General features: G+C 70.8%; 22 protein-coding genes, 1 tRNA gene and 1 other RNA gene. 20 read left to right on the plus strand and 4 right to left on the minus strand.

The features are described 5' to 3' along the window. Positions 1-69: 69 nt before the first annotated feature. The 6 genes from AC1DV7_RS04210 (at position 70) to AC1DV7_RS04235 (ending at position 4,620) form a co-directional block, all read left to right on the plus strand. A tRNA-Val gene (locus AC1DV7_RS04210) sits at positions 70-142 on the plus strand. Between the two features lies 1 nt (position 143). Beyond that, positions 144-1,037 (plus strand): Nif3-like dinuclear metal center hexameric protein, encoded by an 894-nt coding sequence (locus AC1DV7_RS04215; RefSeq protein WP_477594903.1) that lies wholly within the window; start codon positions 144-146, stop codon positions 1,035-1,037. A gap of 44 nt (positions 1,038-1,081) precedes the next feature. After that, complete coding sequence (locus tag AC1DV7_RS04220; RefSeq protein WP_477595068.1) at positions 1,082-1,774, plus strand: zinc ribbon domain-containing protein; 693 nt, start codon at positions 1,082-1,084, stop codon at positions 1,772-1,774. A 4-nt stretch (positions 1,775-1,778) separates the two neighbouring features. Next, positions 1,779-2,942, plus strand: a complete 1,164-nt coding sequence (locus AC1DV7_RS04225) for a bifunctional RNase H/acid phosphatase (RefSeq protein WP_477594905.1) — start codon at positions 1,779-1,781, stop codon at positions 2,940-2,942. Positions 2,943-3,022: 80 nt separating this feature from the next. Further along, positions 3,023-3,436: a rhodanese-like domain-containing protein gene (locus AC1DV7_RS04230; RefSeq protein ID WP_477594907.1), complete on the plus strand. Its 414-nt coding sequence runs from the start codon at positions 3,023-3,025 to the stop codon at positions 3,434-3,436. Next, complete coding sequence (locus AC1DV7_RS04235) at positions 3,433-4,620, plus strand: O-succinylhomoserine sulfhydrylase (protein ID WP_477594909.1); 1,188 nt, start codon at positions 3,433-3,435, stop codon at positions 4,618-4,620. Before AC1DV7_RS04230 ends, AC1DV7_RS04235 begins: the two co-directional genes overlap by 4 nt. 89 nt (positions 4,621-4,709) lie before the next feature. On the opposite strand, the gene AC1DV7_RS04240 is transcribed toward AC1DV7_RS04235, so the two are convergent. Beyond that, positions 4,710-5,807 carry an SLC13 family permease gene (locus AC1DV7_RS04240; protein WP_477594911.1) on the minus strand — a complete coding sequence of 366 codons (1,098 nt, stop codon included), beginning with the start codon at positions 5,805-5,807 and terminating at the stop codon, positions 4,710-4,712. Between the two features lie 24 nt (positions 5,808-5,831). Further along, positions 5,832-6,578, minus strand: coding sequence for a YaaA family protein (locus AC1DV7_RS04245; RefSeq protein WP_477594913.1), 747 nt, complete (start codon positions 6,576-6,578; stop codon positions 5,832-5,834). A gap of 103 nt (positions 6,579-6,681) precedes the next feature. Here AC1DV7_RS04245 and AC1DV7_RS04250 point away from each other — a divergent pair, with 103 nt between their 5' ends. From AC1DV7_RS04250 to AC1DV7_RS04315, 14 genes are all read left to right on the plus strand, one after another. After that, on the plus strand, positions 6,682-8,130 hold the full coding sequence (locus AC1DV7_RS04250; protein WP_477594915.1) for an RNB domain-containing ribonuclease: 1,449 nt from the start codon (positions 6,682-6,684) through the stop codon (positions 8,128-8,130). An 81-nt stretch (positions 8,131-8,211) separates the two neighbouring features. After that, an RNA gene (gene rnpB / locus AC1DV7_RS04255) (RNase P RNA component class A) lies at positions 8,212-8,609 on the plus strand. A gap of 174 nt (positions 8,610-8,783) precedes the next feature. Beyond that, positions 8,784-9,962, plus strand: a complete 1,179-nt coding sequence (locus tag AC1DV7_RS04260) for a sugar ABC transporter substrate-binding protein (RefSeq protein ID WP_477594916.1) — start codon at positions 8,784-8,786, stop codon at positions 9,960-9,962. Beyond that, the gene (locus tag AC1DV7_RS04265; RefSeq protein ID WP_477594918.1) at positions 9,963-11,528 is read left to right on the plus strand and encodes a sugar ABC transporter ATP-binding protein; all 1,566 of its coding nucleotides are present in this window, start codon (positions 9,963-9,965) and stop codon (positions 11,526-11,528) included. Then, positions 11,525-12,541, plus strand: a complete 1,017-nt coding sequence (locus AC1DV7_RS04270; RefSeq protein WP_477594920.1) for an ABC transporter permease — start codon at positions 11,525-11,527, stop codon at positions 12,539-12,541. Before AC1DV7_RS04265 ends, AC1DV7_RS04270 begins: the two co-directional genes overlap by 4 nt. Continuing rightward, entirely contained in the window at positions 12,541-13,431 is an 891-nt protein-coding gene (locus AC1DV7_RS04275) for an enoyl-CoA hydratase/isomerase family protein (protein ID WP_477594922.1), read from the plus strand. The genes AC1DV7_RS04270 and AC1DV7_RS04275 overlap by 1 nt, the downstream gene beginning before the upstream one ends. Continuing rightward, positions 13,418-14,656: a CaiB/BaiF CoA transferase family protein gene (locus AC1DV7_RS04280; protein ID WP_477594924.1), complete on the plus strand. Its 1,239-nt coding sequence runs from the start codon at positions 13,418-13,420 to the stop codon at positions 14,654-14,656. The genes AC1DV7_RS04275 and AC1DV7_RS04280 overlap by 14 nt, the downstream gene beginning before the upstream one ends. A 31-nt stretch (positions 14,657-14,687) precedes the next feature. After that, positions 14,688-15,386 (plus strand): GntR family transcriptional regulator, encoded by a 699-nt coding sequence (locus AC1DV7_RS04285; protein WP_477594926.1) that lies wholly within the window; start codon positions 14,688-14,690, stop codon positions 15,384-15,386. Beyond that, positions 15,383-16,798: an amidase gene (locus tag AC1DV7_RS04290; protein WP_477594928.1), complete on the plus strand. Its 1,416-nt coding sequence runs from the start codon at positions 15,383-15,385 to the stop codon at positions 16,796-16,798. The genes AC1DV7_RS04285 and AC1DV7_RS04290 overlap by 4 nt, the downstream gene beginning before the upstream one ends. Then, positions 16,788-17,909, plus strand: coding sequence for a ring-opening amidohydrolase (locus tag AC1DV7_RS04295; RefSeq protein ID WP_477594930.1), 1,122 nt, complete (start codon positions 16,788-16,790; stop codon positions 17,907-17,909). Before AC1DV7_RS04290 ends, AC1DV7_RS04295 begins: the two co-directional genes overlap by 11 nt. Beyond that, positions 17,906-18,670 carry a (Fe-S)-binding protein gene (locus AC1DV7_RS04300; RefSeq protein WP_477594932.1) on the plus strand — a complete coding sequence of 255 codons (765 nt, stop codon included), beginning with the start codon at positions 17,906-17,908 and terminating at the stop codon, positions 18,668-18,670. The genes AC1DV7_RS04295 and AC1DV7_RS04300 overlap by 4 nt, the downstream gene beginning before the upstream one ends. A gap of 14 nt (positions 18,671-18,684) precedes the next feature. After that, a complete protein-coding gene (locus tag AC1DV7_RS04305) occupies positions 18,685-20,136 on the plus strand; it encodes a LutB/LldF family L-lactate oxidation iron-sulfur protein (protein WP_477594934.1) in 1,452 nt (483 codons plus the stop codon). Further along, complete coding sequence (locus AC1DV7_RS04310) at positions 20,136-20,762, plus strand: LutC/YkgG family protein (protein WP_477594936.1); 627 nt, start codon at positions 20,136-20,138, stop codon at positions 20,760-20,762. Before AC1DV7_RS04305 ends, AC1DV7_RS04310 begins: the two co-directional genes overlap by 1 nt. Before the next feature lie 14 nt (positions 20,763-20,776). Continuing rightward, entirely contained in the window at positions 20,777-21,289 is a 513-nt protein-coding gene (locus tag AC1DV7_RS04315; RefSeq protein ID WP_477594938.1) for a gamma carbonic anhydrase family protein, read from the plus strand. Positions 21,290-21,304: 15 nt separating this feature from the next. On the opposite strand, the gene AC1DV7_RS04320 is transcribed toward AC1DV7_RS04315, so the two are convergent. Together AC1DV7_RS04320 and AC1DV7_RS04325 are read right to left on the minus strand one after the other, a co-directional pair. Beyond that, entirely contained in the window at positions 21,305-21,589 is a 285-nt protein-coding gene (locus tag AC1DV7_RS04320; protein WP_477594940.1) for a hypothetical protein, read from the minus strand. Positions 21,590-21,668: 79 nt separating this feature from the next. Continuing rightward, positions 21,669-22,907, minus strand: coding sequence for an MFS transporter (locus AC1DV7_RS04325; RefSeq protein ID WP_477595070.1), 1,239 nt, complete (start codon positions 22,905-22,907; stop codon positions 21,669-21,671). Positions 22,908-22,950 lie beyond the last annotated feature (43 nt).

Consider the following 22,950-nt stretch of genomic DNA (forward strand, 5'->3'; position numbering starts at 1 on the left):
GCCGCGCCGCCGACCCGACCTGACAGAATGACGCCCGAACGCGGCCCGGCCCTGCGCCCGACCGCCTCGGGGCCTGTAGCTCAGTTGGTAGAGCGCCACGTTTACACCGTGGATGTCGTCGGTTCGAGCCCGGCCGGGCCCACATGACGGACGCCGACCCGACCCCCGACCCTCCGACCCTGGCCGAGGTCGTGGCGGTCCTCGAGGGGCTCTTCCCGCCGGACTCGGCCCAGTCGTGGGACCAGGTCGGGCTCGTGGCCGGCGACCCGACGCAGCTGGTCGGTCGGATCCACTTCGCCGTGGACCCCACGCTCGCGGTCATCGAGGAGGCCCGGACCCTCGGGGCCGACCTGCTGGTGACGCACCACCCGCTGCTGCTGCGCGGCATCCACAGCGTCGCCACGACGGGGGCCAAGGGCGCGAGCGTGACCGCGCTGGTGGTGCACGACATCGCCCTGTACGTCGCCCACACGAACGCCGACGTCGCGCAGCCGGGGGTCAACGACGCCCTCGCCGACGCCTGCGGCCTGACGGCGACCGAGCCCCTCGCCGTCGTCGAGGGCCAGCCGCTCGGYCGGGTCGGCACCCTCGCGGAGCCCGTGCCGCTGGTCGACTTCGTGACCGGCCTGGCTGGCGCCCTGCCTCCAGCCGCAGGGGGTCTGCGCGTCGCGGGACCGGCAGACGCGCCGGTGCGTCGGGTGGCTGTCATGGGCGGTGCCGGCGACGACATGTTCGACCACGTCCGCCGCAGCGGCGCCGACGTCTACGTCACCGCCGACCTGCGGCACCACCCCGTCCTGGAGGCACGGGAGGAAGCCAGGGGAGGGCCGCCGTACCTCGTGGACGCGGGGCACTGGGCCACCGAGAGCCTGTGGCTCGGCGCCGCCGCGCGCCGCGTCATCGAGGCCCTGGACCCGGGCGCGACGCAGTCCCCTAGGGTGGAGACCCACATCTCAACACTGCGCACCGACCCCTGGGATTTCGTGGTCGGTGCCGAGGCGCCCACGCCCGCACCTGGCCTTGGAGGTACGTCCTGAAAGCCGACCCGTCCCGTCAGTGGCGCCTGCTCGACCTGCAGGCCATCGACACCCGGCTCGACCAGATCGCGCATGCCCGCCGAACGCTCCCGCAGCACGCCGAGCTGGCAGCGCTCCAGGAGAAGGTCGCGGGGCTCGACAACCTCCTCGTGCGAGCCCGCACCGAGCTGGGCGACATCCAGCGCGAGGTCGCCAAGGCCGAGGCCGACGTGCAGCTCGTGCGCGACCGTGCCGCGCGCGACCAGGCCCGCCTCGACTCCGGCACCGGGACCGCCAAGGACCTGCAGGCGCTCCAGCACGAGCTGACCTCCCTCGCGCGGCGCCAGTCCGAGCTCGAGGACGTCGAGCTCGAGGTGATGGAGCGCGCCGAGGACGCCGAGTCCGCGGTGAGCCAGCTGGCCGCCCAGCGCGAGACCCTCGGCGCCCAGCTGAGCGAGCTCGAGGCAGCCCGCGACGGTGCGCTGCGCGACCTCGACACCGAGGCGCAGAGAGTGGGCGCTCCGCGTGCCGACGTGGTCGCCGGCGTCGGCGATGACCTTGTGACCCTGTACGAGAAGATCCGCACCCAGAGCGGTGGGCTGGCCGCTGCACCGCTGCGCCAGCGCCGCTGCGGTGGCTGTCAGCTCGAGCTCAACAACGTCGACATGTCCCGCATCAAGGCCGCGCCCGCCGACGAGGTCCTGCGGTGCGAGGAGTGCCGCCGGATCCTGGTGCGCACCGCCGAGTCGGGCCTCTGAGCCGGTGGGTGGAGCAGCTCGCAGGCTGGTCATCGAGGCGGACGGTGGCTCGCGGGGCAACCCCGGTGTCGCCGGGTGGGGCGCCCTGGTCCGCGACGCCGGCACCGGCGAGGTGCTCTGGGAGGGCGCGGCGCCGCTGGGCAAGGCGTCCAACAACGTCGCCGAGTACTCCGGGCTGATCGCCGGCCTCCGCGCGGCCCGCACGATCGACCCCGCCGCGCAGGTGGAGGTCCGGATGGACTCCAAGCTCGTGGTCGAGCAGATGGCCGGGCGCTGGAAGATCAAGCACGAGGACATGCGCCGACTCGCCCTCGAGGCGCGCGACGAGGCCGCCGAGCTCTCGGCCGGTGGTGGCTCGGTGTCGTTCACGTGGATCCCGCGTGAGGACAACAAGGCCGCCGACGCGCTGTCCAACGACGGCATGGACGGTCGGCGTATCGACCGCAGGCTGGGGACGGCTGCCCTCCCGAGGGAGGCCGCAGCCACGGAGAGCGTGGACGAGGTCGTCGACGAGGTGATCGACCCCACGCCGGCCCTGCCGTCCGGCCCGTGGAGCGACGTCGAGCCGACCCGCATCGTCCTCGTCCGGCACGGGGTCACGGACTTCACCGTGCAGACCCGGCTCGACGGCCGTGGTGGCGCCGACCCGTCGCTCAACACCGTCGGCCAGGCGCAGGCCGCTGCCGCCGGTCGGGCAGTGGCTCACCTGCTGGGCGGGTCCTCGGCGCGGGTGGTGACGTCGTCGCTCGCCCGCGCCGTGCAGACCGGGGCGGCGGTGGCCGAGGCGATCGGCGCCACGCCTGACGTCGACCCCGACTTCGACGAGCAGGACTTCGGGGACTGGGACGGCGCGGCCATCCCGGACCTGGTGCGCGACCACCCGGGTGAGCTGGACCGCCTGCGCACCGACCCGGCATACGCACGCCCGGGTGGGGAGTCCCACGAGGAGCTCGCGGCCCGCGTGGTCGGCGCGTTCGAACGCGTCGTCGCCGCGGGCGGCACGACGGTCGTCGTCTGCCACCGCAAGCCGATCATGGTGGTGCTGGCGCACCTGCTGAAGATTCCGCACGAGACCGTCTGGCGGCTGGCGGCAGCCCCTGGGTCACTGACCGCCGTCGAGGTCTGGCCCGACGGCAACGCGTCGGTGGCCTTCACCAACCGCACCTGAGCCGGGCCGGGCGGCTCACCGATCGCCCACGATGTGGCGCCCTCGTCTCGACATGTGGCGGGTGCGCCTAGGCTTGCGCCATGACCTATGCCGGAGATGTGGAGCCAGCCGAGGCGTATGCCGCGCTCGCGGCCGACGAGGACGCCGTCCTCGTCGACGTGCGCACCGCCGCCGAGTGGAACTACGTGGGCGTACCCGACCTCTCGGACCTGGGCAAGCGCGTGATCTACCTTGAGTGGCAACGATTTCCCGATGGTGCGGTCAACGGGGACTTCGTCGGGCAGCTGCGCGACGCCGGGATCCCCGACAGCGCCCCGATCTACTTCCTGTGCCGCTCGGGAGTGCGCTCCGCCGCAGCTGCCCGCGCGGCGACGGCTGCTGGGCTCGGCCCGTCCTACAACGTGGCGGACGGCTTCGAGGGCCCGCACGACGAGCACGGCCACCGGACCGTCTCCGGGTGGAAGGCAGCGGGCCTGCCGTGGAGGCAGGGATGACCGACGGACCTCAGTGGCGGCCTGACACGGTCGCGGTGCGCGGGGGGCTCGCACGCAGCAACTTCGACGAGACGGCCGAGGCGCTGTTCCTCACCTCGGGGTTCGTCTACGAGAGTGCCGAGCAGGCCGAGGCGGCGTTCAAGGACGAGGTCGACCACTTCATCTACAGCCGCTACGGCAACCCCACCGTCACCATGTTCGAGGAGCGGCTGCGGCAGCTCGAGGGCGCCGAGGCCTGCTTCGCGACGGCCTCCGGGATGTCCGCGGTCTTCGTCGCCCTCGCCGCGCTGCTCGGCAAGGGCGACCGCGTGGTGTCGTCGCGCGGGCTGTTCGGCTCGTGCTTCGTGATCCTCGACGAGATCCTGCCGCGCTGGGGCGTCGAGACCGTGTTCGTCGACGGACCGGATCTCGACCAGTGGCGCGAGGCGCTCTCGGAGCCCACCCAGGCCGTGTTCTTCGAGACGCCCAGCAACCCCATGCAGGAGCTGGTCGACATGCGCGCGGTCTGCGACCTCGCGCACGCAGCCGGCGCTCAGGTCGTGGTCGACAACGTGTTCGGGACGCCCGTGTTCTCCAAGCCGCTCGAGCACGGCGCCGACATCGTCGTCTACTCCGCGACCAAGCACATCGACGGGCAGGGTCGCACGCTCGGCGGTGCCGTGCTGGGCACGACCGACTTCGTCAACGGCCCGGTGAAGAACCTCATGCGGCACACCGGGCCCTCGATGTCCCCGTTCAACGCGTGGGTCCTGGTCAAGGGCCTCGAGACGCTCAGCCTGCGGGTGGAGCGCCAGGCGGCCAACGCGCTCGAGGTCGCGAGGGCGCTGGAGGCGCACCCGAAGGTCACGAAGGTCCTCTATCCCTGGCTCGAGTCGCACCCCCAGCACGAGCTGGCCCGGCGCCAGATGCTGGGCGGCGGGACCGTCGTGACGTTCGAGATCGACGGTGGCAAGGCCGAGGCCTTCGCGCTCATGAACGCCCTGCAGGTCGTCGACATCAGCAACAACCTCGGTGACGCCAAGTCGATGGTCACTCACCCGGCGACGACGACCCACCGCAGGCTGACGCCCGAGGCCCGCGCGGCGGTCGGCATCACCGACGGCACCGTCCGCATCTCGGTGGGCCTCGAGGATCCCCAGGACATCATCGACGACCTGGGCCGCGGGCTCGACGGGGTCGGCTGACGGCTGCCAGCCGGCGGACCGGCCGGCGGACGGCTGCCAGACGGCGGCCCGGCGGACGGCGGCGGCGAGCACCCCCCTGGGGGTGGCGATCAGCCGACGGCGACCAGGGCTGTCAGGGCGAGGCCGGTGGACACGGCGGCGCAGAGCAAGCCCTGGACGGCGAGTGACCAGACCGAGATCCGCAGGCCGCGGGCGCGGCAGCGCCGCGCCCACAACAGCGTCGCGAGCGAGGCCCACGGCGTCACCAGCGGCGCCACGTTGACGCCGACCAGCAGCGCCATGAGGCGTGGTGCGGTGTCGGAGGCGACGGACTCGAGGGCGATGTAGGCGGGCAGGTTGTTGACCGTGTTGGCCGCGAGGGCGCCACTGCCGGCCACCCGGGCGAGGTCGCCGGCCCCGGTGCCGGTGCCGGCCAGGCTGGCCAGGACGGGTTGCAGGCCGTGGCTCAGCGCGAAGTCGATGGCCACGAAGAGGGCAGCCACCGCGAGGGCCATCTGCCAGGGCACCTCGATGGCGCGCAGCCGTGACCGGTCGCGGACGGCGAGGGCTGTCACCAGGACGACGGCCGCACCGGTCGCGACCCAGGCGGGGGAGAGGCCCAGCGCGAACAGCGGTCCGACGGCAAGGCTCACCGCACCTGAGATCGCGAGCAGCACCCGGTCGTGCGGGTCGGGAGGCGCGTCGAGCAGGAAGCGCCCGCGGATCTCGCGGCGGTGCAGCACCCACAGGACGGCGATCGTGCCGACGACCGCGCCGAACGCCGGCAGCGCGGCGAGTCGCAGGTATCCGCCATGACCCAGCCCGAGGCGCTCGAAATGATGCAGGGCAAGGAGATTCGTCAGGTTCGACACCGGCAGCAGCAGGCTGGCGGTGTTGGCCAGCCACAGGGTGGCCAGCGCAAAGGGAACCGGCGAGATCTCGAGCTGGGCGGCGACCGCCAGGCCGACCGGTGTGAGCAGGACGGCCGTCGTGTCGAGGCTGAGGAAGACAGTGCAGACCACCGCGAGGGTGACGAACAGCAGCCACACGACGGGCGTGCGGTGCCGGGCAGCCCGTGCGGTCCAGTGCCCGGCGACGTCGAACACCCCTGCGGTGTCGGCGATCTCGGCCACGACCGTGATCGCGACGAAGAACACCAGGACGGGCAGGACCCGGGCGGCGAGGTCTGTGAGCTCGGTGCTGGTCACGAGGTGGTGGCCGGGTTCACGCGGTCACCGTGCTGTCGCGTCGAGGACCCACGGGCGACCGGCCCGCGCCGGCTCGGTCAGGGCGACGTCGAAGGCGCCGGACAGCACGTCGACGAGCTGGGGCACGCGGCGCACGTCGCGCCCGGCGGTGCACAGGTGTCGGGCGACGAGTCCGCGGGTGTGCTTGGCCATGTGGGTCGCCCCCGGCACCCGCACCTGCACCCACCGCTCGGCGAGGTCGCCCTCGGGCGTCCACGCCGCGGCATACGTGCTGGAACGGCAGTCCACGACCACCCCACGGCCCGCGGCGACCGGCAGGACCTTGCCCAGACCGGGCTTCCAGGCGCTGGCGAGCGGGCCGACACCTGGCAGGTTGACGGCCATCGACAGGCGGTAGGGCGCGATGTTATCGGTGGGACGCACGGCGCCGTAGAGCGCGGAGACGACGACCAGCCACCGGTTCGCCCGGCGCTTGGCCGCGCCGTCCAGGGTCGCGTGGTCGAGGGCGTCGTAGAGAACGCCGGAGTAGACCCGCGAGGCCGGCGCGGCAGGCGCGGTGTGGAGCACGAGGTTGCGCGCGATCTCGGTCGTGAGGTTCGGGCTGACGCCGAGCGTGGCGGCGGCGTCGGGGTGGGCGCTGACCGAGGCCAGCGCCTCGGCGACGGCCTGGCGGGTGCCGTTGAGCTCGGCGAACGACAGCCGTTCGTGGACCACTGCACCGCCTCGGGTGCGCCCCGTCTTGGACTCCGAGGGCGGCAACAGGATCAGCACGGGGACAGCCTAGGTGGCGCAATCCGGCGCGGGATCCGAGGGCCCGCGTCGTCGTTGGCCCGTCCCACGGCACGGGGCGTGAGCGGCTGGTTAGGTTGGGGCCATGCCCAAGCGCCAGATCCAGGTCCAGCAACCCAGCAGCGACACGGCCGTCCAGCAGTCCGCCGAGCTGACCGCGAGGTTCGAGGCGATCCGCGCCGAGCTCGCGGTCCCGGAGTCCTTCCCGCCCGAGGTCGAGAGCGAGGCCTCGGCCGCTGCGCAGGCACCCCAGGTGCCCGAGCGTGACGAGACCGCTGTGCGCTTCCTGACCATCGACCCACCCGGGTCCATGGACCTCGACCAGGCGGTCCACCTCGAGCGGGCCGGTGAGGGCTACCGGGTCCGCTACGCGATCGCTGACGTGCCCGCCTTCGTCAAGCCCGGTGGCGCCGTCGACGCCGAGACCCGCAAGCGGGGGCAGACGATCTATGCCCCCGACAAGCGCACCCCCCTCCACCCCCCGGTGATCAGCGAGGACGCCGCCAGCCTGCTGGCGGGGGAGACGCGGCCGGCCTTCGTCTGGGACATGACGCTCTCGCGCGACGGCGAGGGCACGCAGGCCACGGTCTACCGCGCGCTGGTCAGGAGCACCGACCGGCTCGACTATGCGGGGGTCCAGAAGGCCATCGACGACGGGTCCGCCGACGAGCGGCTGCTGCTGCTCAAGGAGGTCGGGCTGAAGCGGCTCGAGCTCGAGCGCCGCCGCGGTGGTGCGAGCCTGCCGATGCCCGAGCAGGAGGTCACCGAGGACGACCAGGGTCACTACCGCCTGCACTTCCGCCCGCCGCTGGAGGTCGAGGACTGGAACGCCCAGATCTCCCTCATGACCGGGATGGCCGCGGCCGAGATGATGATCGAGGCCAAGGTCGGGATCCTGCGGACCATGCCAGCACCGGACCAAAACGCCGTCGGCCGCTTCCGCCACGCGAGCCGGGCCCTGGGCGTCGAGTGGCACCAGGGCACGCCCTACGGCGAGTTCCTGCGCACCCTCGACCGCACCGAACCCAAGCACCTTGCCCTCATCCACGAGGCGACGTCACTGTTCCGTGGGGCCGGCTACACGCCCGTCGACGGCACGGTTCCCGAGCAGTCGGAGCACGCCGCCGTTGCCGCTCCCTATGCGCACGTGACGGCGCCGCTGCGCCGCTTGGTCGACCGCTTCGGCCTGGCGATCTGCGAGGCGCTGAGCAGCGGCACGGAGGTGCCTGCCTGGGCGCGGGAGGCGCTGCCGTCCCTGCCCGAGGTCATGGCGGCCACCGACAAGCTGGCCGCAGCCGTCGAGCGCGCGTGCGCCGACGCCGTCGAGGCCGCCGCGCTGTCGGACCGGGTGGGGGAGGTCTTCGACGCGATGGTGGTCGACGAGCGCGAGAAGGGCTCGGTGCAGCTGCAGGTGCAGGACCCCGCCGTCCTCGCCAACGCCAAGGGACCGGCCGAGCTCGGCAGCTGGGTCAAGGCCAAGCTCGTCGAGGCCACCGTCGCGACCGGCGTGGTGCGGTTCGAGATCGTCCGCTAGGCAGGTTCGTGTGCCGGGGCGGTGGTGACGTATGCCGCGTGGCCGGCCACGCGGCATACCTGCCCTATCCTTGGCGACGGATGAGTCGGTCAGGCGGTCGCGTCGGTGGGAAACCACCGCCGAGGAACGTCCGGGCTCCACAGGGCAAGGTGGTGGCTAACGGCCACCCGGGGTGACCCGCGGGACAGTGCCACAGAGAACAGACCGCCACGGTGGACCACCCGGCTCCGGCCGGACAGGCACCGCGGTAAGGGTGAAACGGTGGTGTAAGAGACCACCAGCGGTGTGGGTGACCACACCGGCTAGGTAAACCCCACCTGGAGCAAGCTCAGACAGTGCGCGTTCGAGGGCGGCCCGCCCGAGTGCACGGGTAGGGCGCTGGAGGCAGTCGGCAACGGCTGTCCTAGATGGATGACCGTCTCCCGCTGGCTGGTAACGGCCAGCGGTGACAGAACCCGGCGTATCGACCGACTCATCCACCCCAGCCGAACCCCATCCAACGCTGCCCTGGTGAAGGCCGGTGCGGCGGATCTCCGCCAATTGCAGATTGTCGCTTGAATATTGTAGACAATCTGCGTTCGAGGCCCCTACGGTGATGCCACCACGCGGTGAGCAACGGTGCTCGCCGCCCTCGGACTCAATGGAGGACCGCAATGCGGCGAAACTTCGGAGCGCACGGACTGACCGCATCTCTGGCGGTCGTCGCGGCACTCGGCCTGGCAGGTTGTTCTGAGGGCACGAGCCCGACGGCGTCCGCCGCGAACGGCTCGGGCGCCGCGGTCGACACGTCGGCCGCCAAGGCAGAGATCGACAAGGCCAAGGCCCTCCCGTCGTTCACGGCACCCGGCCCGACCTTCGACGCGTCGAAGGCCAAGGGCAAGACGATCGTCAACGTCAGCCTGAACAGCACCGTCCCGTTCAACCAGATCGTCGACGCGGCGATGGGCGAGGCGGGCAAGGAAGCCGGCGTCAAGGTCGTCCAGTTCACCAACCAGGGCCAGGTCTCGCAGTGGATCCAAGGCGTCCAGAGCGGCATCGCGCAGAAGGCGGACGCCATCGTGCTCGAGGGCTCGCCGGACCCGAAGCTGCTCGGACCGCAGCTCGCAGCCGCCAAGGCCGCCGGCATCCCCGTCATCAGCACGCACCTCTACGACGAGTCGTACGTCGAGAACGCCAAGAAGGACCAGCCGAACGTCGCGGCCTTCGTCGACGCCCACCACTACCGGGCCGGCACGCTCATGGCCGACTACGCAATCGTCAACTCCGGCGGCCACGTCAACGCCTACTTCGTGACCTCGAACGAGGTCCAGCCCGCAGCCGGTATCGCCAAGGCGTTCAAGGACGAGCTGGCGGCCAAGTGCCCCTCCACCTGCAAGGCGCAGGTCGTGAACATCCCGATCTCGGACTGGGCCACCAAGGTGCCCACGCAGGTGCAGACGGCGCTGCTGAAGGACCCGTCCATCAACTACGCGGTCCCTGTCTTCGACGGCATGACGCCCTTCCTCACCACCGGCATCACCCAGGCCGGCAAGACCGGCAACGTGAAGATCGTCGCCTACAACGGCACGGCCTCGGTCATGAAGATGATCCAGGACAAGAACCTCGTCGTCGCCGAGGTGGGCGAGCCGCTTGAGTGGCTCGGCTGGGCGAACATGGACCAGGTCCTGCGCGTGCTGTCCGGCGTCGAGCCGCTCGCGAGCGAGAAGACCCCGCTGCGCGTGTTCGACGCCAGCAACGTGGACGAGGCCGGCAAGCCCGTCAACCAGAAGGACGGGTATGGCGACCCGAACCAGTTCAAGGACGGGTACCGCACCCTGTGGGGACTCAAGTAGATGCCTGACGTCCTCACAATCGAAGGTCTGGCGAAGACGTTCGGTGGCGTGAAGGCCCTGCAGGGCGTGGACCTCACGGTGCGAGCCGGCGAGATCCACGGCCTGCTCGGCCAGAACGGGTCGGGCAAGTCCACCCTCATCAAGGTGCTGGCCGGATTCCACCAGCCGGACCCCGGTGGTCGCCTGCGCATCAACGGCACGGAGGTATCCCTGCCGCTCGCGCCCGGCGAGTACAAGGCGCTGGGCATGCGGTTCGTGCACCAGGACCTCGGGCTCATCCCGTCCCTGACCGTCCTGGAGAACCTCTTCCTGGACGAGCTCGCCACCGAGGGATCGGTGTCGATCCCCTGGAAGCAGTGGCGCGGCAAGGCCCGCGAGCTCTTCGACCGGTATGGCGTGAGCCTCGGGACGTCGAAGCTCGTCAGCGACCTGCGTCCGGTGGAGCGAGCGTTGCTCGCGATCGTCCGGGCGGTGGCGAACGCGCCGAGCAACGGCCTGCTCGTCCTCGACGAGCCGACGGTGTTCCTGCCGCAGGACGACACCCAGATGCTCTTCGACGTGACGCGCAACGTCGCGGCCACGGGCACCGGCGTCCTCTTCGTGTCGCATGACCTCGAGGAGGTCAAGCAGCTCACCGACCGCTTCACGGTGTTCCGTGACGGGCGAGTGGTGGGTGGCGGCGCCACGGCGGACCACACCCGCGAGGAGATCGTGCGCCTCATCGTCGGCCACGACCTCGAGGCAGTCAGTCACCGCAGCGCGGCCCAGCTCGCCGCCTCCGAGGTGGCGGCGACGGTCACGGGTGCTCGCGGAGGACTCGTCGTCGACGCGTCCCTCGTGGTCCACCGCGGCGAGGTCCTGGGCGTGACCGGTCTGTCCGGCTCGGGCTTCGAGGACCTGCCCTACCTGATGTTCGGTGCCGAGCGTGCCGACTCAGGTCGGATCGAGATCGGTTCTGCAGCAACGGAACTGCGCCGCCAGAACCCCACCAGGGCGTTCAACCAGGGGCTGGCCCTCGTGCCGGCGGACCGACCGCGCGACGGGGCGATCCTGACCCTGTCAGTGCTCGACAACGTCAGCATGCAGACCCTGCGCACCTACCAGCAGGGGCCGTTCCTGCGGCGCAAGAAGATGCGCGAGGAGGCTCGGAAGGTCCTGTCGTCGTTCGACGTGCGACCGAACGACCCGACCCTGCCGTGCTCGAGCCTGTCCGGTGGCAACCAGCAGAAGGTCCTGATGGCCAAGTGGCTCCAGACCCGGCCCACCGTCCTCATGGTCCATGAACCCACGCAGGGTGTCGACGTCGGCGCCCGCGAAGAGATTTTCTCAGTGTTGCGGTCAGCGACCGCAGAAGGGATGGGCGTGCTATGCGCCAGCAGCGATCACGAACAGTTGGCGTTGATCTGCGATCGGGTCCTGATCTTCCGACAGGGCCGGATCGTGGCGGAGCTGACGGGGGACCAGATCAGCAAGGAGCGGATCTCGGAGCTCTCGTACGCGGTGCAGGAGACGGTGCCGTCGGCCCTGGAGCCGACCCAGGCGCCGGTGACGGAGGTGGCGTCGTGAGTGCCGCCACGGCCAGGGGCGACGCCACGAGCAAGGGCGAGGCCACGAGCAAGGGCGTGAGCCGCCTCGACATGGTGCAGCGCGTCGCGCTGCCGGTCGCCTGGCTGCTGCTCATCGTCGGCTTCGGCATCGCCAACCCCGGCGTCTTCCTGACCGCGGCGACGTTCCAGACCATGCTCGGCTCGCAGGCCGTGCTCCTCGTCCTGACGCTCGCGCTCATCGTGCCGCTGACGGCCGGTGACTACGACCTGTCCGTGGCCGGTGTGCTGACGCTGTCGGCGATGATGGTCGCGATCCTCAACGTCCAGCACGGCTGGCCGATCTGGGCCGCCATCGTCGCGGCCCTGGTGATGGGGCTCGTGGTCGGCCTGGTCAACGGCCTCATCATGGTCTTCTTCGGCATCGAGTCGCTCATCGTGACCCTTGGCATGGGCACGCTCCTCACGGGAATCACCTTGTGGGCCAGCGACTCCGCCACGATCTCGGGCATCTCGCAGACGCTCGTGGACTACGTGATCGTCAAGCGGTTCGCCGGGATCTCGCTGGCCTTCTTCTACGCGATCGCCCTCTGCGCCCTGCTGTGGTGGGTCCTCGAGTACACCTCCGTCGGTCGCCGCCTGCTCTTCGTCGGCCGCGGCCGCAGCGTCTCGAAGCTCAGCGGTGTGCGAGTGGGCCGCGTGCGGGTCGGTGCCCTCATGGGTTCGGCCGCCCTGGCTGCCCTGGCCGGTGTGCTTTACGCCGGGACCTCCGGTGGCGCCGACCCCAGCTCGGGTTCGACCTTGCTGCTCCCGGCCTTCGCCGCCGCCTTCCTCGGCGCGACCAGCATCATGCCGGGACGGTTCAACCCGTGGGGCACCGCGATCGCGGTGTACTTCCTCGTCACTGGCATCACCGGGCTCCAGCTCATGGGCGTCCAGTCCTACGTGCAGCAGCTCTTCTACGGTGGCGCCCTTCTCGTCGCAGTTGCGCTGTCGCAGCTGGCCCGTGGCCGCGTGCCGCTGGACAACGGGTGATGACCACGATGACGGAGCACACCCCGCTGCGGACCGTCCTCGCAGGAGAGGCGTCCGACGAGTGTGTCGAGGGAATGATCGGGCTCGAGCTCGCACAGGTGGGGGCGGGCCGCACGACTGCGGTGGTCACCCTCAGCCGTCCGGCCCAGCACAACGCGCTCAGCCTGGCGGGCTGGCTCCGGATCGGCGAGGTCTTCGAGAGCCTGCTGGACGACACGTCCCTTCGGGCCGTGGTCGTCCGCGGTGCGGGAGGCCGGGCGTTCAGCGCCGGAGCCGACATCAGCGAGTTCCCCGCGAAGCGGCTCACCGCGGACGACGCCGACACCTACAACGCTGCCATCGCCCGGGCGTTGCAGGCCGTCCAGGCGCTGCCGGTGCCGGTCATCGCGATGGTCGACGGCCTCGCGGTCGGCGGCGGCTGCGAGCTCGCGGCAGCTTGTGACATCCGGATCGCGTCCTCCCGTTCGCGGTTCGGCATCCCGATCGGACGCCTCGGTGTGACGCTGGGCCTCACCGAGACGCGGGCCGTTGCCGGTGCCCTCGGCCGGGCCAACCTGATGTACCTCGTGGCCAGCGGCAAGCTGATCGACGCCACCCAGGCCGCCTCGATGGGGTTCGTGCAGGCGGTCGTCGAGCCCGAGTTCCTGCAGGACGAGGTGAACGCCCTGGTGGCGAACATCGCGGCCAGCTCCGAGGTCACCATCCGTTCCACCAAGGTGACGGCAGCCCTGGGTCTCGACCCGGCCGTCACCGACGACCACCCCACGCTCCGCGCCTTCCACGAGCAGGCCTACGGCGGAGCAGACCTGAAGGAGGGCGTCGCGGCATTCCTCGCGGGCCGCGCTCCCGAGTTCACCACCGAGAGGACCTCTGGTCATGGCAGCGCTTGACGGACTGAAGGTCGTCGACCTCACCCGCTATCTCTCGGGCCCCACGCTCACGATGTTGCTCGCCGACCTGGGAGCCGACGTGGTCAAGGTCGAGACGCTGCCCACGGGGGACCCGGCCCGGCAGTCGGGGCCGTTCCACGACGAGGAGAGCGTCTACTACCTGGCGTCCAACCGGAACAAGCGGTCGCTCGCCGTCGACCTGCGCCAGCCTGAGGGCCTCGAGCTGCTCCTGCGGCTCATCGACGACGCCGACATCTTCGTCCAGAACTACCGCCCCGGCACCGCCGAGGCCATGGGCCTGGGAGCCGAGACCCTCCGGGCCCGCAACCCCAAGCTCATCTACGTCAACATCAGCGGGTTCGGCACCCGGCCGCCCGGCGACGCCCTGCCCGGGTTCGACCAGACGGCCCAGGCCATGTCCGGGCTGATGAGCGTCACCGGCACGCAGGAGACGGGCGCGCTGCGCGTCGGCATCGCCGTCAGCGACTCGTCGACCGGCGTCTTCGCCGCCGTGGGGGTGCTGGCCGCCCTGCACGAGCGCAACCGCTCGGGTCACGGCGCCGTGGTGGAGGCCTCCCTCATGGAGTCCACGCTCACTCTCATGTCGTACCAGGCGCAGAAGTACCTCAGCCTCGGGATCGTCCCCGGGCGCGACGGCAACGACCACCCGATCATGTTCCCGCAGGGCACGTTCAAGACCGGCGACGGCTCGATCACCCTGGCCTCGGGCAACGAGAAGATGTGGCGCCGGCTCTGCTCGGCGCTCGGCGTCGACGAGCTCGCCGAGGACCCGCGGTACGTCGACAACGCGGCCCGGATGGTCAACCGCGGCGAGCTGCGGCACACCATCGAGGAGGTGCTCGCCGCGAAGTCCGCGGAGGAGTGGATCCCGGAGATCAACGCGGCCGGTGTCCCGTGCGGTCCGGTGCTCGACCTCGAGCAGGCGCTGAACCACCCGATCACCGAGGCGCTCGACATGGTCGAGACCGTCGAGCACCGCGAGCTCGGCCCGATGAAGGTGCTCGGTCAGGCGGTCAAGGTCGAGGGCAGCGAGAAGGGCTGGCTGCGTCGCGCCGCCCCGATGCTGGGCGAGCACTCGATCGAGGTGGCCCGTGAGTCCGGCATCGGTGAGGACGTCATCCAGAGGCTCCTGAAGGCCCGGGTGATCGCCGACCTGCAGCACGTCCACCCCGACCCGGACTCGACGATCGATGCTGCACAATGAGCCGCACCGGGGACACAGGGAGGACACGATGATGGCTGCTGAGGCATTCCGCACGGAGCAGGGCAAGGTCGAGATCCCGTCGATGGTCGAGGCCGTCGTCCAGCGCCTGCGGGCCCTGATCGTGTCGGGTGACGTGCGGCCGGGCGACCGTCTGGTCGAGGAGCGCCTCACCGAGATGTTCGGCGTGAGCCGGCCGCCGCTGCGTGAGGCGCTGCGGATCCTGCAGCGTGACGGGTTGGTGCAGAGCCTGCCCCGGCGCGGCTACATCGTCACCCCGATCACGGCCGAGGACGTGCGCGAGATCTACTCGCTCCGCTTCGCCCTCGAGCGGCTCGCCATCGAGCTCGGGGTCCCCGTCCAGGACCCGGCCCGCCTCGAGCCGATCCGTGCTGCGCTCGCCGACATGAAGGCCGCAGCGGACAGCGGCGACGACAACGCGGTCCTCGCCGCAAACAGCAGGTTCCACATGGGGCTGGTCTCGCTGGCCGGCCACGGGCGCCTCATCGCGGCATACGAAGGGCTCCGGCTGCAGCTGGAGCTGTGCATGGCCTACAACCTCAAGTTCCGTGAGCGCCTCTACGGCGACCGGGGCGACGTGCACCCGCGCCACGCGCGGCTGCTGGAGAGCATCGAGCGTGGCGACAAGGAAGCGGTCCTGCACGAGATCGCCAACCACGGCAACCGGTCGATCCTCGACAACCTCGACGAGCTGATCGGGCCGGCCACGTGAGTCCTGCTCCCTCGATCGTGAGCTCGGCGGACGAGATCCGCGCGGGGTCGGCCGACACGAGCCACCTGGTGCGTGCTGCGGTGGAGCGGATCGCCCAGGAGAACCCCCGCCTCAACGCCGTCGTCGCCGACCGTGGGGAGGCCGCCGTCGAAGAGGCACGCAAGCTGCCCTCGACCGCGCGCTCCGGTGGCGCCCTCGTCGGAATCCCCTTCACTGCCAAGGACATGCTCGCCACCCTCGACCTGCCCACGACCTGCGGGTCGCGGGCGCTCGAGGGCAACCTGACCGGTGAGGACGCGACCGCGGTCGCACGGATGCGGGCCGCCGGCGCCGTGCTGGTGGGCAAGACCAACTGTCCTGAGTTCGCCCTCGGCGTCGACACGGACAACGAGCTGTTCGGTCCCACGCGGAACCCGTTGGGGCCGTGGACCGCTGGCGGGTCGAGCGGTGGCGAGGCGGCTGCCGTGGCCTCCGGCATGTCCCTGGTTGGGCTGGGCAGCGACTACGGCGGCTCGCTGCGTTGGCCGGCCCAGTGCACCGGGCTGATCGGCCTGCGCCCCACGGTGGGCAGGGTCTCGCGTCACGGTGAGCAGCCCGCGACCCCCGTCGAGTCCACGCGCTCCTTCCAGGACACGGTGCAGGTCGTCGGCCCCATCGGACGAACCGTCCAGGACGTGTTCACCGTCCTGCAGGTGATCTCCGGCCCTGATGGCCGCGATCCGCTCGTCGCCGACGAGCCGCTCCACGACTACCGCGACCTGCGTGTCGAGAACCTCGAGCTGGCGTGGGCCCCGACCGTGGGCGACGTCGAAGTCGACGCCGAGGTCGCGGAGGCGGTGGCCTTGGCCGCCGACACCCTCGCCCGCTCGGGCGTCCGGGTGGCCAGGGGAGTGCCCACCGAGATCGACCGCGGCCTCGCCGTCTACGACCGTCTGCGGTCGGCCGAGCCGATGCGCGCGGTGCAGCAGCTCTTCGACGCCGACCCCGACCTGATCGGCAAGCCCATCAAGGGAATGCTCGACGCGCGGGTCTCCCTCACCGACGCCGAGCTCGCCGAGCTGTGGGACGAGCGCGACGCCCTCATCTCCGGACTGGGCGAGTGGCTCAGCGGTGAGCGCGCCCTGCTGCTCCCGGTCAGCACTGAGGCGCCGCACGACCTGACGGGTCGGGTCGCCGACTTCCACCTCCTCGCGCCCAGCCGAGCCATCAGCCTCTTCGGGGTACCTGCGGTCTCGGTGCCGGTCGCCACGTCACGCCTCGGATCGCCGATCTCCGTCCAGGTCGTGGCGCCCGCGTTCCGCGAGGACATCGCGCTGGCGGTCTGCGCCCGCCTCGCGGAGCTGCTTCCCCGTGCGGCGGGTTCCGCCCCCGACTCCGGGCGCGACTCCGGGGAGGTGCTAGGTGCGCGTTGACGTCCACGTCTGCCAGATGCGAACCCCCGGTGACGTCTCGGAGCTCGCGCGTCTCTTCGACGAGGGCACGGTGTCGCCCGAGCACGTGATCGCGCTGGTCGGGAAGTCGGAGGGCACCGGTCTCGGCAAGGACACCGGCCGCGAGGCCGCCGACCGGGCCATCAAGGAGCTCCTGGCCGCACGGCTCGGCACCACCGCCGACGACGTCGCGGACCAGCTCTGCATCGTGCTGTCGGGCGGCAGCCCCGGCGTGATCACCCCCCACATCGCCGTCTTCGCCCGCACGGACGACCCCGCGGAGCCTGCCGTCGGGCAGCCACGACTGGTGGCGGGTCTGGCCCACTCCGCCGACATCCTGCCCGAGGAGATCGGCCGGATGGGTCAGATCACCAAGGTGCGCGCCGCCGTCGAGCAGGCGCTGGCCGACGCCGGGGTGCAGGACCCTGCCGACGTCCACGCCGTCCTCGTCAAGGCCCCGTCGCTGAGCCCCGAGAGCATCGCGGATGCCAGGCAGCGTGGCCACGACACCGTGACCCACGACGTCTCGATCGGCCCCGAGGGCGCCATCTGCTACTCCAACGACGCCTCCGCGCTGGGCGTTGCCCTGGCCTTGGGCGAGGCCCATGACGAGGACGTCCACGACGACATGGTCCGTCGCGACTACTCGGTCTTCTCCGACGTCGCCCTCACGTCGTCCGGTGGTGAGAAGACGCACGCCGAGGTGCTCCTGCTCGGCAACTCGACCACGTCGTCGAGCAGCCTGCGGATCGGGCACCGGTCGATGCTCAGCATCATCGACGGCTCTGCCGTGGCGGGTGCGCTGGAGTCGGCCGGTGTCGAGGTCGAGGACGGTGACACCCGCAAGGCATCCGAGAGCCTCGTGTACGCCCTGGCCAAGATGATCATGCCCGGCACCAGCGAGCTGAACGGGCGCCGCATCACCTTGCTCGAGGACCAGGTGGGCTACCACGTCGCCAAGGCGATGGGCGGTTTCCTGCTGGCGTCGACGACTGGCCGCACGGAGGTCTTCGTCAGCGGGGGAGAGCAGAACTCCCACCAAGGCCCGCCCGACGGCAACCCGCTGGCCGTCATCGTCAGGCCGACGTCGTGAAGGTCGCACTCTTCGTGACCTGTCTGGCCGACGGGCTGTTCCCCGAGGTGGGCCGCGCGACCGTCACGGTCCTCGAGCGCCTCGGTCACGAGGTCGTCTTCCCGAAGGCGCAGACCTGCTGCGGCCAGATGCACACCAACACGGGCTATGGCCGCAAGGCAGTGCCACTGGTCCGTCACCACGTCGAGACGTTCGAGCCGTATGACGCGATCGTCGCGCCGTCGGGGTCGTGCGTGGGCGCGGTGCGCCACCAGCACGCCATGCTGGCGCGCAAGGCTGGTGACGAGGCCCTGGCCGTCCGCGCGGAACGCGTTGCGAGCCACACCTACGAGCTCACCGAGTTCCTCGTCGACGTCCTCGGGGTGGAGGACGTCGGGGCGCACTACCCGCACCGCGTCACCTACCACCCGACGTGCCACTCGCTGCGGATGCTGCGGGTGGACGACAAGCCGTTGCGGCTCTTGCGTGCGGTCAAGGGTCTCGACCTGGTCGAGCTCCCGGACGCCGACCAGTGCTGCGGCTTCGGCGGCACCTTCGCCGTCAAGAACGCCGACACGTCCACCGCGATGCTCGCCGACAAGATGAAGAACGTCATGGCGACCAGGGCCGAGAGCGTGACGGCCGGTGACTCGTCCTGCCTGATGCACATCGGTGGTGGCCTGTCGCGACTGCGGGTCGGCACCCGCACGATCCACCTCGCCGAGATCCTGGCATCGACGGAGACCTCGGCGTCGAGCCAGCCCCCGGCGGTGGCGCGGTGAGCACCTTCCTCGGCATGCCCGCCATACACGCCCCTCGCGGGGTGGGCGGTCTGCGTGGTGACGAGTCCTTTCCCAAGGCGGCCAAGGCCGCCCTCGGCGACACCCAGCTGCGAGCCAACATCGGACGGGCGACGCGCACCATCCGTGAGAAGCGCGCCGCCGTGGTCGACGAGGTGCCCGACTGGGAGGAGCTGCGACTCGCGGGCGAGCAGATCAAGGCAGCCACCATGGCCAACCTCGACGAGCACCTGCGCACCCTCGAGGAGGCGGTGACCGCCCGTGGCGGAGTTGTCCACTGGGCCCGGGATGCCAACGAGGCCAACGCGATCATCTCCGAGCTCATCCTGGCGACGGGGGAGCGCGAGGTGGTCAAGGTCAAGTCCATGGTCACCCAGGAGATCGGCCTCAACGAGGCCCTCGAGGCACAGGGCATCACCGCCACCGAGACCGACCTCGCCGAGCTGATCGTCCAGCTCGGCCACGACAAGCCGTCGCACATCCTCGTACCCGCCATCCACCGCAACCGTGCCGAGGTGCGCGAGATCTTCCTGCGGGAGATGCCCGGCGCACCGGCCGACCTGACCGACGACCCGCGGCAGCTGGCCATGGCTGCGCGGACCCACCTGAGGCAGAAGTTCCTCACGGCCAAGGTCGCCGTCAGTGGCGCCAACTTCGCGGTCGCCGACTCCGGCACCCTGCTGGTCGTCGAGTCCGAGGGGAACGGCCGGATGTGCCTGACCCTGCCCGAGACGCTGATCACGGTCATGGGGATCGAGAAGGTCGTCCCGACGTGGCAGGACCTCGAGGTCTTCCTCCAGCTGCTCCCACGGTCGTCCACGGGAGAACGGATGAACCCGTACACCTCGGCGTGGACCGGCGTCACTCCCGGCGACGGGCCGCAAGCGTTCCACCTCGTGCTGCTCGACAACGGACGGACCGCGACGCTCGGGGACCACGTGGGCCGAGAAGTGTTGCACTGCATCAAGTGCAGCGCGTGCATGAACGTCTGCCCCGTCTACGAGCGCACGGGCGGGCACGCCTACGGGTCGGTCTATCCCGGCCCGATCGGTGCCGTCCTCACCCCTCAGCTCACGGGCATCGAGGACAACTCCTCGCTGCCGTTCGCGTCGTCCCTGTGTGGTGCCTGCTTCGACGCCTGCCCGGTCCGGATCGACATCCCGTCCCTGCTCGTCCACCTGCGCGAGCGCCACACGGAGGAGCAGGCTAAGGAGCATCGCCTGCCGACGCCCGAGGCCGCAGCACTGTCGTTCGTGGCTTGGGTGATGCAGAGCCCGCGTCGCTTCCGCATGGCCGAGACCGCATCGCGTATGGCGCGTCCGTTCGCTCGCGGTGGACGCTTCAGGTCTCTGCCGTTCCCGCTCTTGGCCTGGACCACCAGCAGGGACGCGCCCGCGCCCCCGCCGGAGACCTTCCGCGAGTGGTGGGAAAGGACCAGGGAGCAGTGATGGGCGCTCGCGAAGACATCCTCCAGCGCATCACGGAGGCCAACGCCGGCATCGAGGCGCGTCCCGTGCAGCGGGACTACCGACGGGGGCCTGTGTCGGCTGCTGCCGGTGAGCCGTCGGCGCTTTTCGCGCTCCTGGAGGAACGACTGGTCGACTACCGCGCCACTGTCGTGCGGTGCCGACCGGATGGCGTGGCCGCTGCGGTGCAAGGGCTTCTGGCCACGGCCTCGCCCGTGCTGCGCGCGCCCGGAGTGCCGCAGGAGTGGTGTCCGGCTGCCGAGCCCGACCACGAGGGCCTCGGGGCTCAGGACCTCGACGCGTATGCCGCGGTGCTGACAGCGTCCACGGTGGCGTGTGCCGAGACGGGCACCATCGCCCTCGACGCCTCACCCGACCAAGGACGGCGTTCGATCACGCTGATCCCGGACCTGCACGTCTGCATCGTGCGGGCGGACCAAGTCGTCGCCTCGGTGCCCGAGATGCTGTCGCGACTGGCAGCGGAGCGGCCGATCACGTTCATCAGCGGGCCCTCGGCCACGAGCGACATCGAGCTCGACCGGGTCGAGGGCGTGCACGGGCCGCGCACGTTGTGCGTCGTGCTCGTCGAACCCGACCACCAGCCCTGACGACGGAGCGCCGCATGTTGATCTCCCTCCCGGACCGAACGCCAGCGATCCACGAGACCGCATGGATCGCCCCCAACGCCACCGTGATCGGCTCGGCCGTCATGGAGCAGGACAGCAGCCTGTGGTTCTCGGCCGTGATCCGCGCCGACGGTGACACGATCACCATCGGCCGTGGCAGCAACGTGCAGGACGGCTGTGTCCTGCACGCCGACCGAGGGGTTCCGCTGCGGCTCGGCGCTGGAGTCACGGTCGGCCACAACGCCGTGTTGCACGGCTGCACGGTCGACGACGACGTGCTGATCGGCATGGGCGCGATCGTCCTCAACGGTGCGAGCATCGGCTCGGGATCGATCATCGGCGCCGGGGCGATGATCCCCGAGGGGTCGCAGATCCCGCCGAACTCCATGGTGCTGGGCCTGCCCGGCAAGGTCCGCCGGGAGACGACGGACGCGGAGCGTGAAGGCATCCGAGCGAACGCCCGCTTCTACGTCGACCGCGTGGCCGAGTACCGGCCTGCCGCTTCCTAGCCCGTCACCCGAAGGTCAGGTGTCGAGCGCTCCGGCGCCTGAACGCGCGAGGTCGTCGCTGCGTCGGGACACCCGGTGCCGTCCCTGCTCTGATCTCGGCGTGGTCGTGGGCGTGGGCGAGGTCCGTGCCGACGTGAGCGGTGACGGGAGGAGCGCGCCGACGGTGAGTCCCGCGAGACCGGCGAGGTACTCGCTCACGGGCTCACCGCGCACCGACAGGTAGATCACTGCGCCCAAGGTCGACAGGGCTGCCGCGACAGCGGCCAGGCTCGAGACCCGGGCTGTGAACTCGTCTCGCATGACGACCTCCAACCTGGGCTGGGCGGGTTGCCCAACTCCTTGCCCAGAAGGAGGGAGGTGGCGTGTCGCTGATACGTGCTCAGGCGGGGGCAGTCGGGGCCACTCCGGGCGCGGTGGGGCTGGAGGTCACCCGGTCGGCGGGTGCGTTCTGGCGCCGCGAGAGCAGGAGCGCCGGCAGGGCGAGGGCCGAGATCGCGGCGCCCACGACATACGACGGGCCGTAGCCCCACACGTCCGCGGACTTGCCGAGGACCGGCTGGCCCCACACCCCACCGCTGGAGCCCATGAGCGAGTCGAACGACAGGATCGTGGCGCGCTGCTTGGACGGGATGAGGCCGTTGAGGTAGGTCTGGCGGATCGGCATGGCAGCCGCCCATAGCAGACCCCAGACGCTGACCAGCGTGATGACGACCCAGAAGCTCTGGACCAGTCCCATCAACGCGAGCGCGAGCGTCCCCAGGGCCGAGATCGCGGCCAGCGCGCTCGTCCGGCGGTGGACGAAGTGGCGCACCCGGGGAGCGAGCAGACCGCCGAGGATCTGCGCCCCGGCGACGATCGCCGCTGCGAGACCGGCGATCTGGTACGCGTGCGGGTCGCCGTACAGCTCGAGCAGGTATGGCTGCAGCGCGTAGAACGCGTAGATGGCGACGCCGCCGGTGAACAGCGACTCGACCATCAGCCACTTGACGGCCGGCACCCGCCACCCGAGGTCCACCGACGTCGAGACGATGTGTCGCATCTCGGCGAGCGGACGGCCGCGTGGGTCGGGGGTGAAACCGATGTCGTGCATCACGATCCACGCGAAGAGGAACATCACGGCGAGGATCGCGGCACGCAGCACGAAGGGGACGCCGACCGACGTGTACTGGGCGATGACACCTCCGCCCAGCGAGCCGACGAGCATCGCTGCCCCACCCACCACCTGACCGCGACCGAACACCGACTCGACGGTGCCCGTGAAGTTGACCGCCGCGAGGGCGTCGATGAGCCACGCCTCGACCGCGCCGGAAAAGAAGGTGAAGCCGAGCCCGAGCCCGATGGACGCCAGGGCCCACAGCCAGAACGGCGAGTGCCAGTGCCAGAGCCCCACGTAGGCCAAGGTGGCCACGCTGAGGGTGATCGTGCCGAGCAAGTAGGACGCGCGGCGACCGATCGTGTCGGCCACCACCCCCGTGGGTACCTCGAAGATCACCATGCCGGCGGTGAAGAAGGCGTTCGCCGCGAAGGCCTCGAAGTTCGTCAGGCCCGCGTCGAGCAGGAAGATCGTGTTGATGCCCCAGATCAGGGCCTGGGCAAGGGTGTTGCCGAGCAGCAGCATCAGGTAGGTGCGCTGCACCCCGCGTGCCGTCGTGACGGGTGAG

The sequence above is a fragment of the Pedococcus sp. P2_E4 genome, assembly GCF_056403935.1.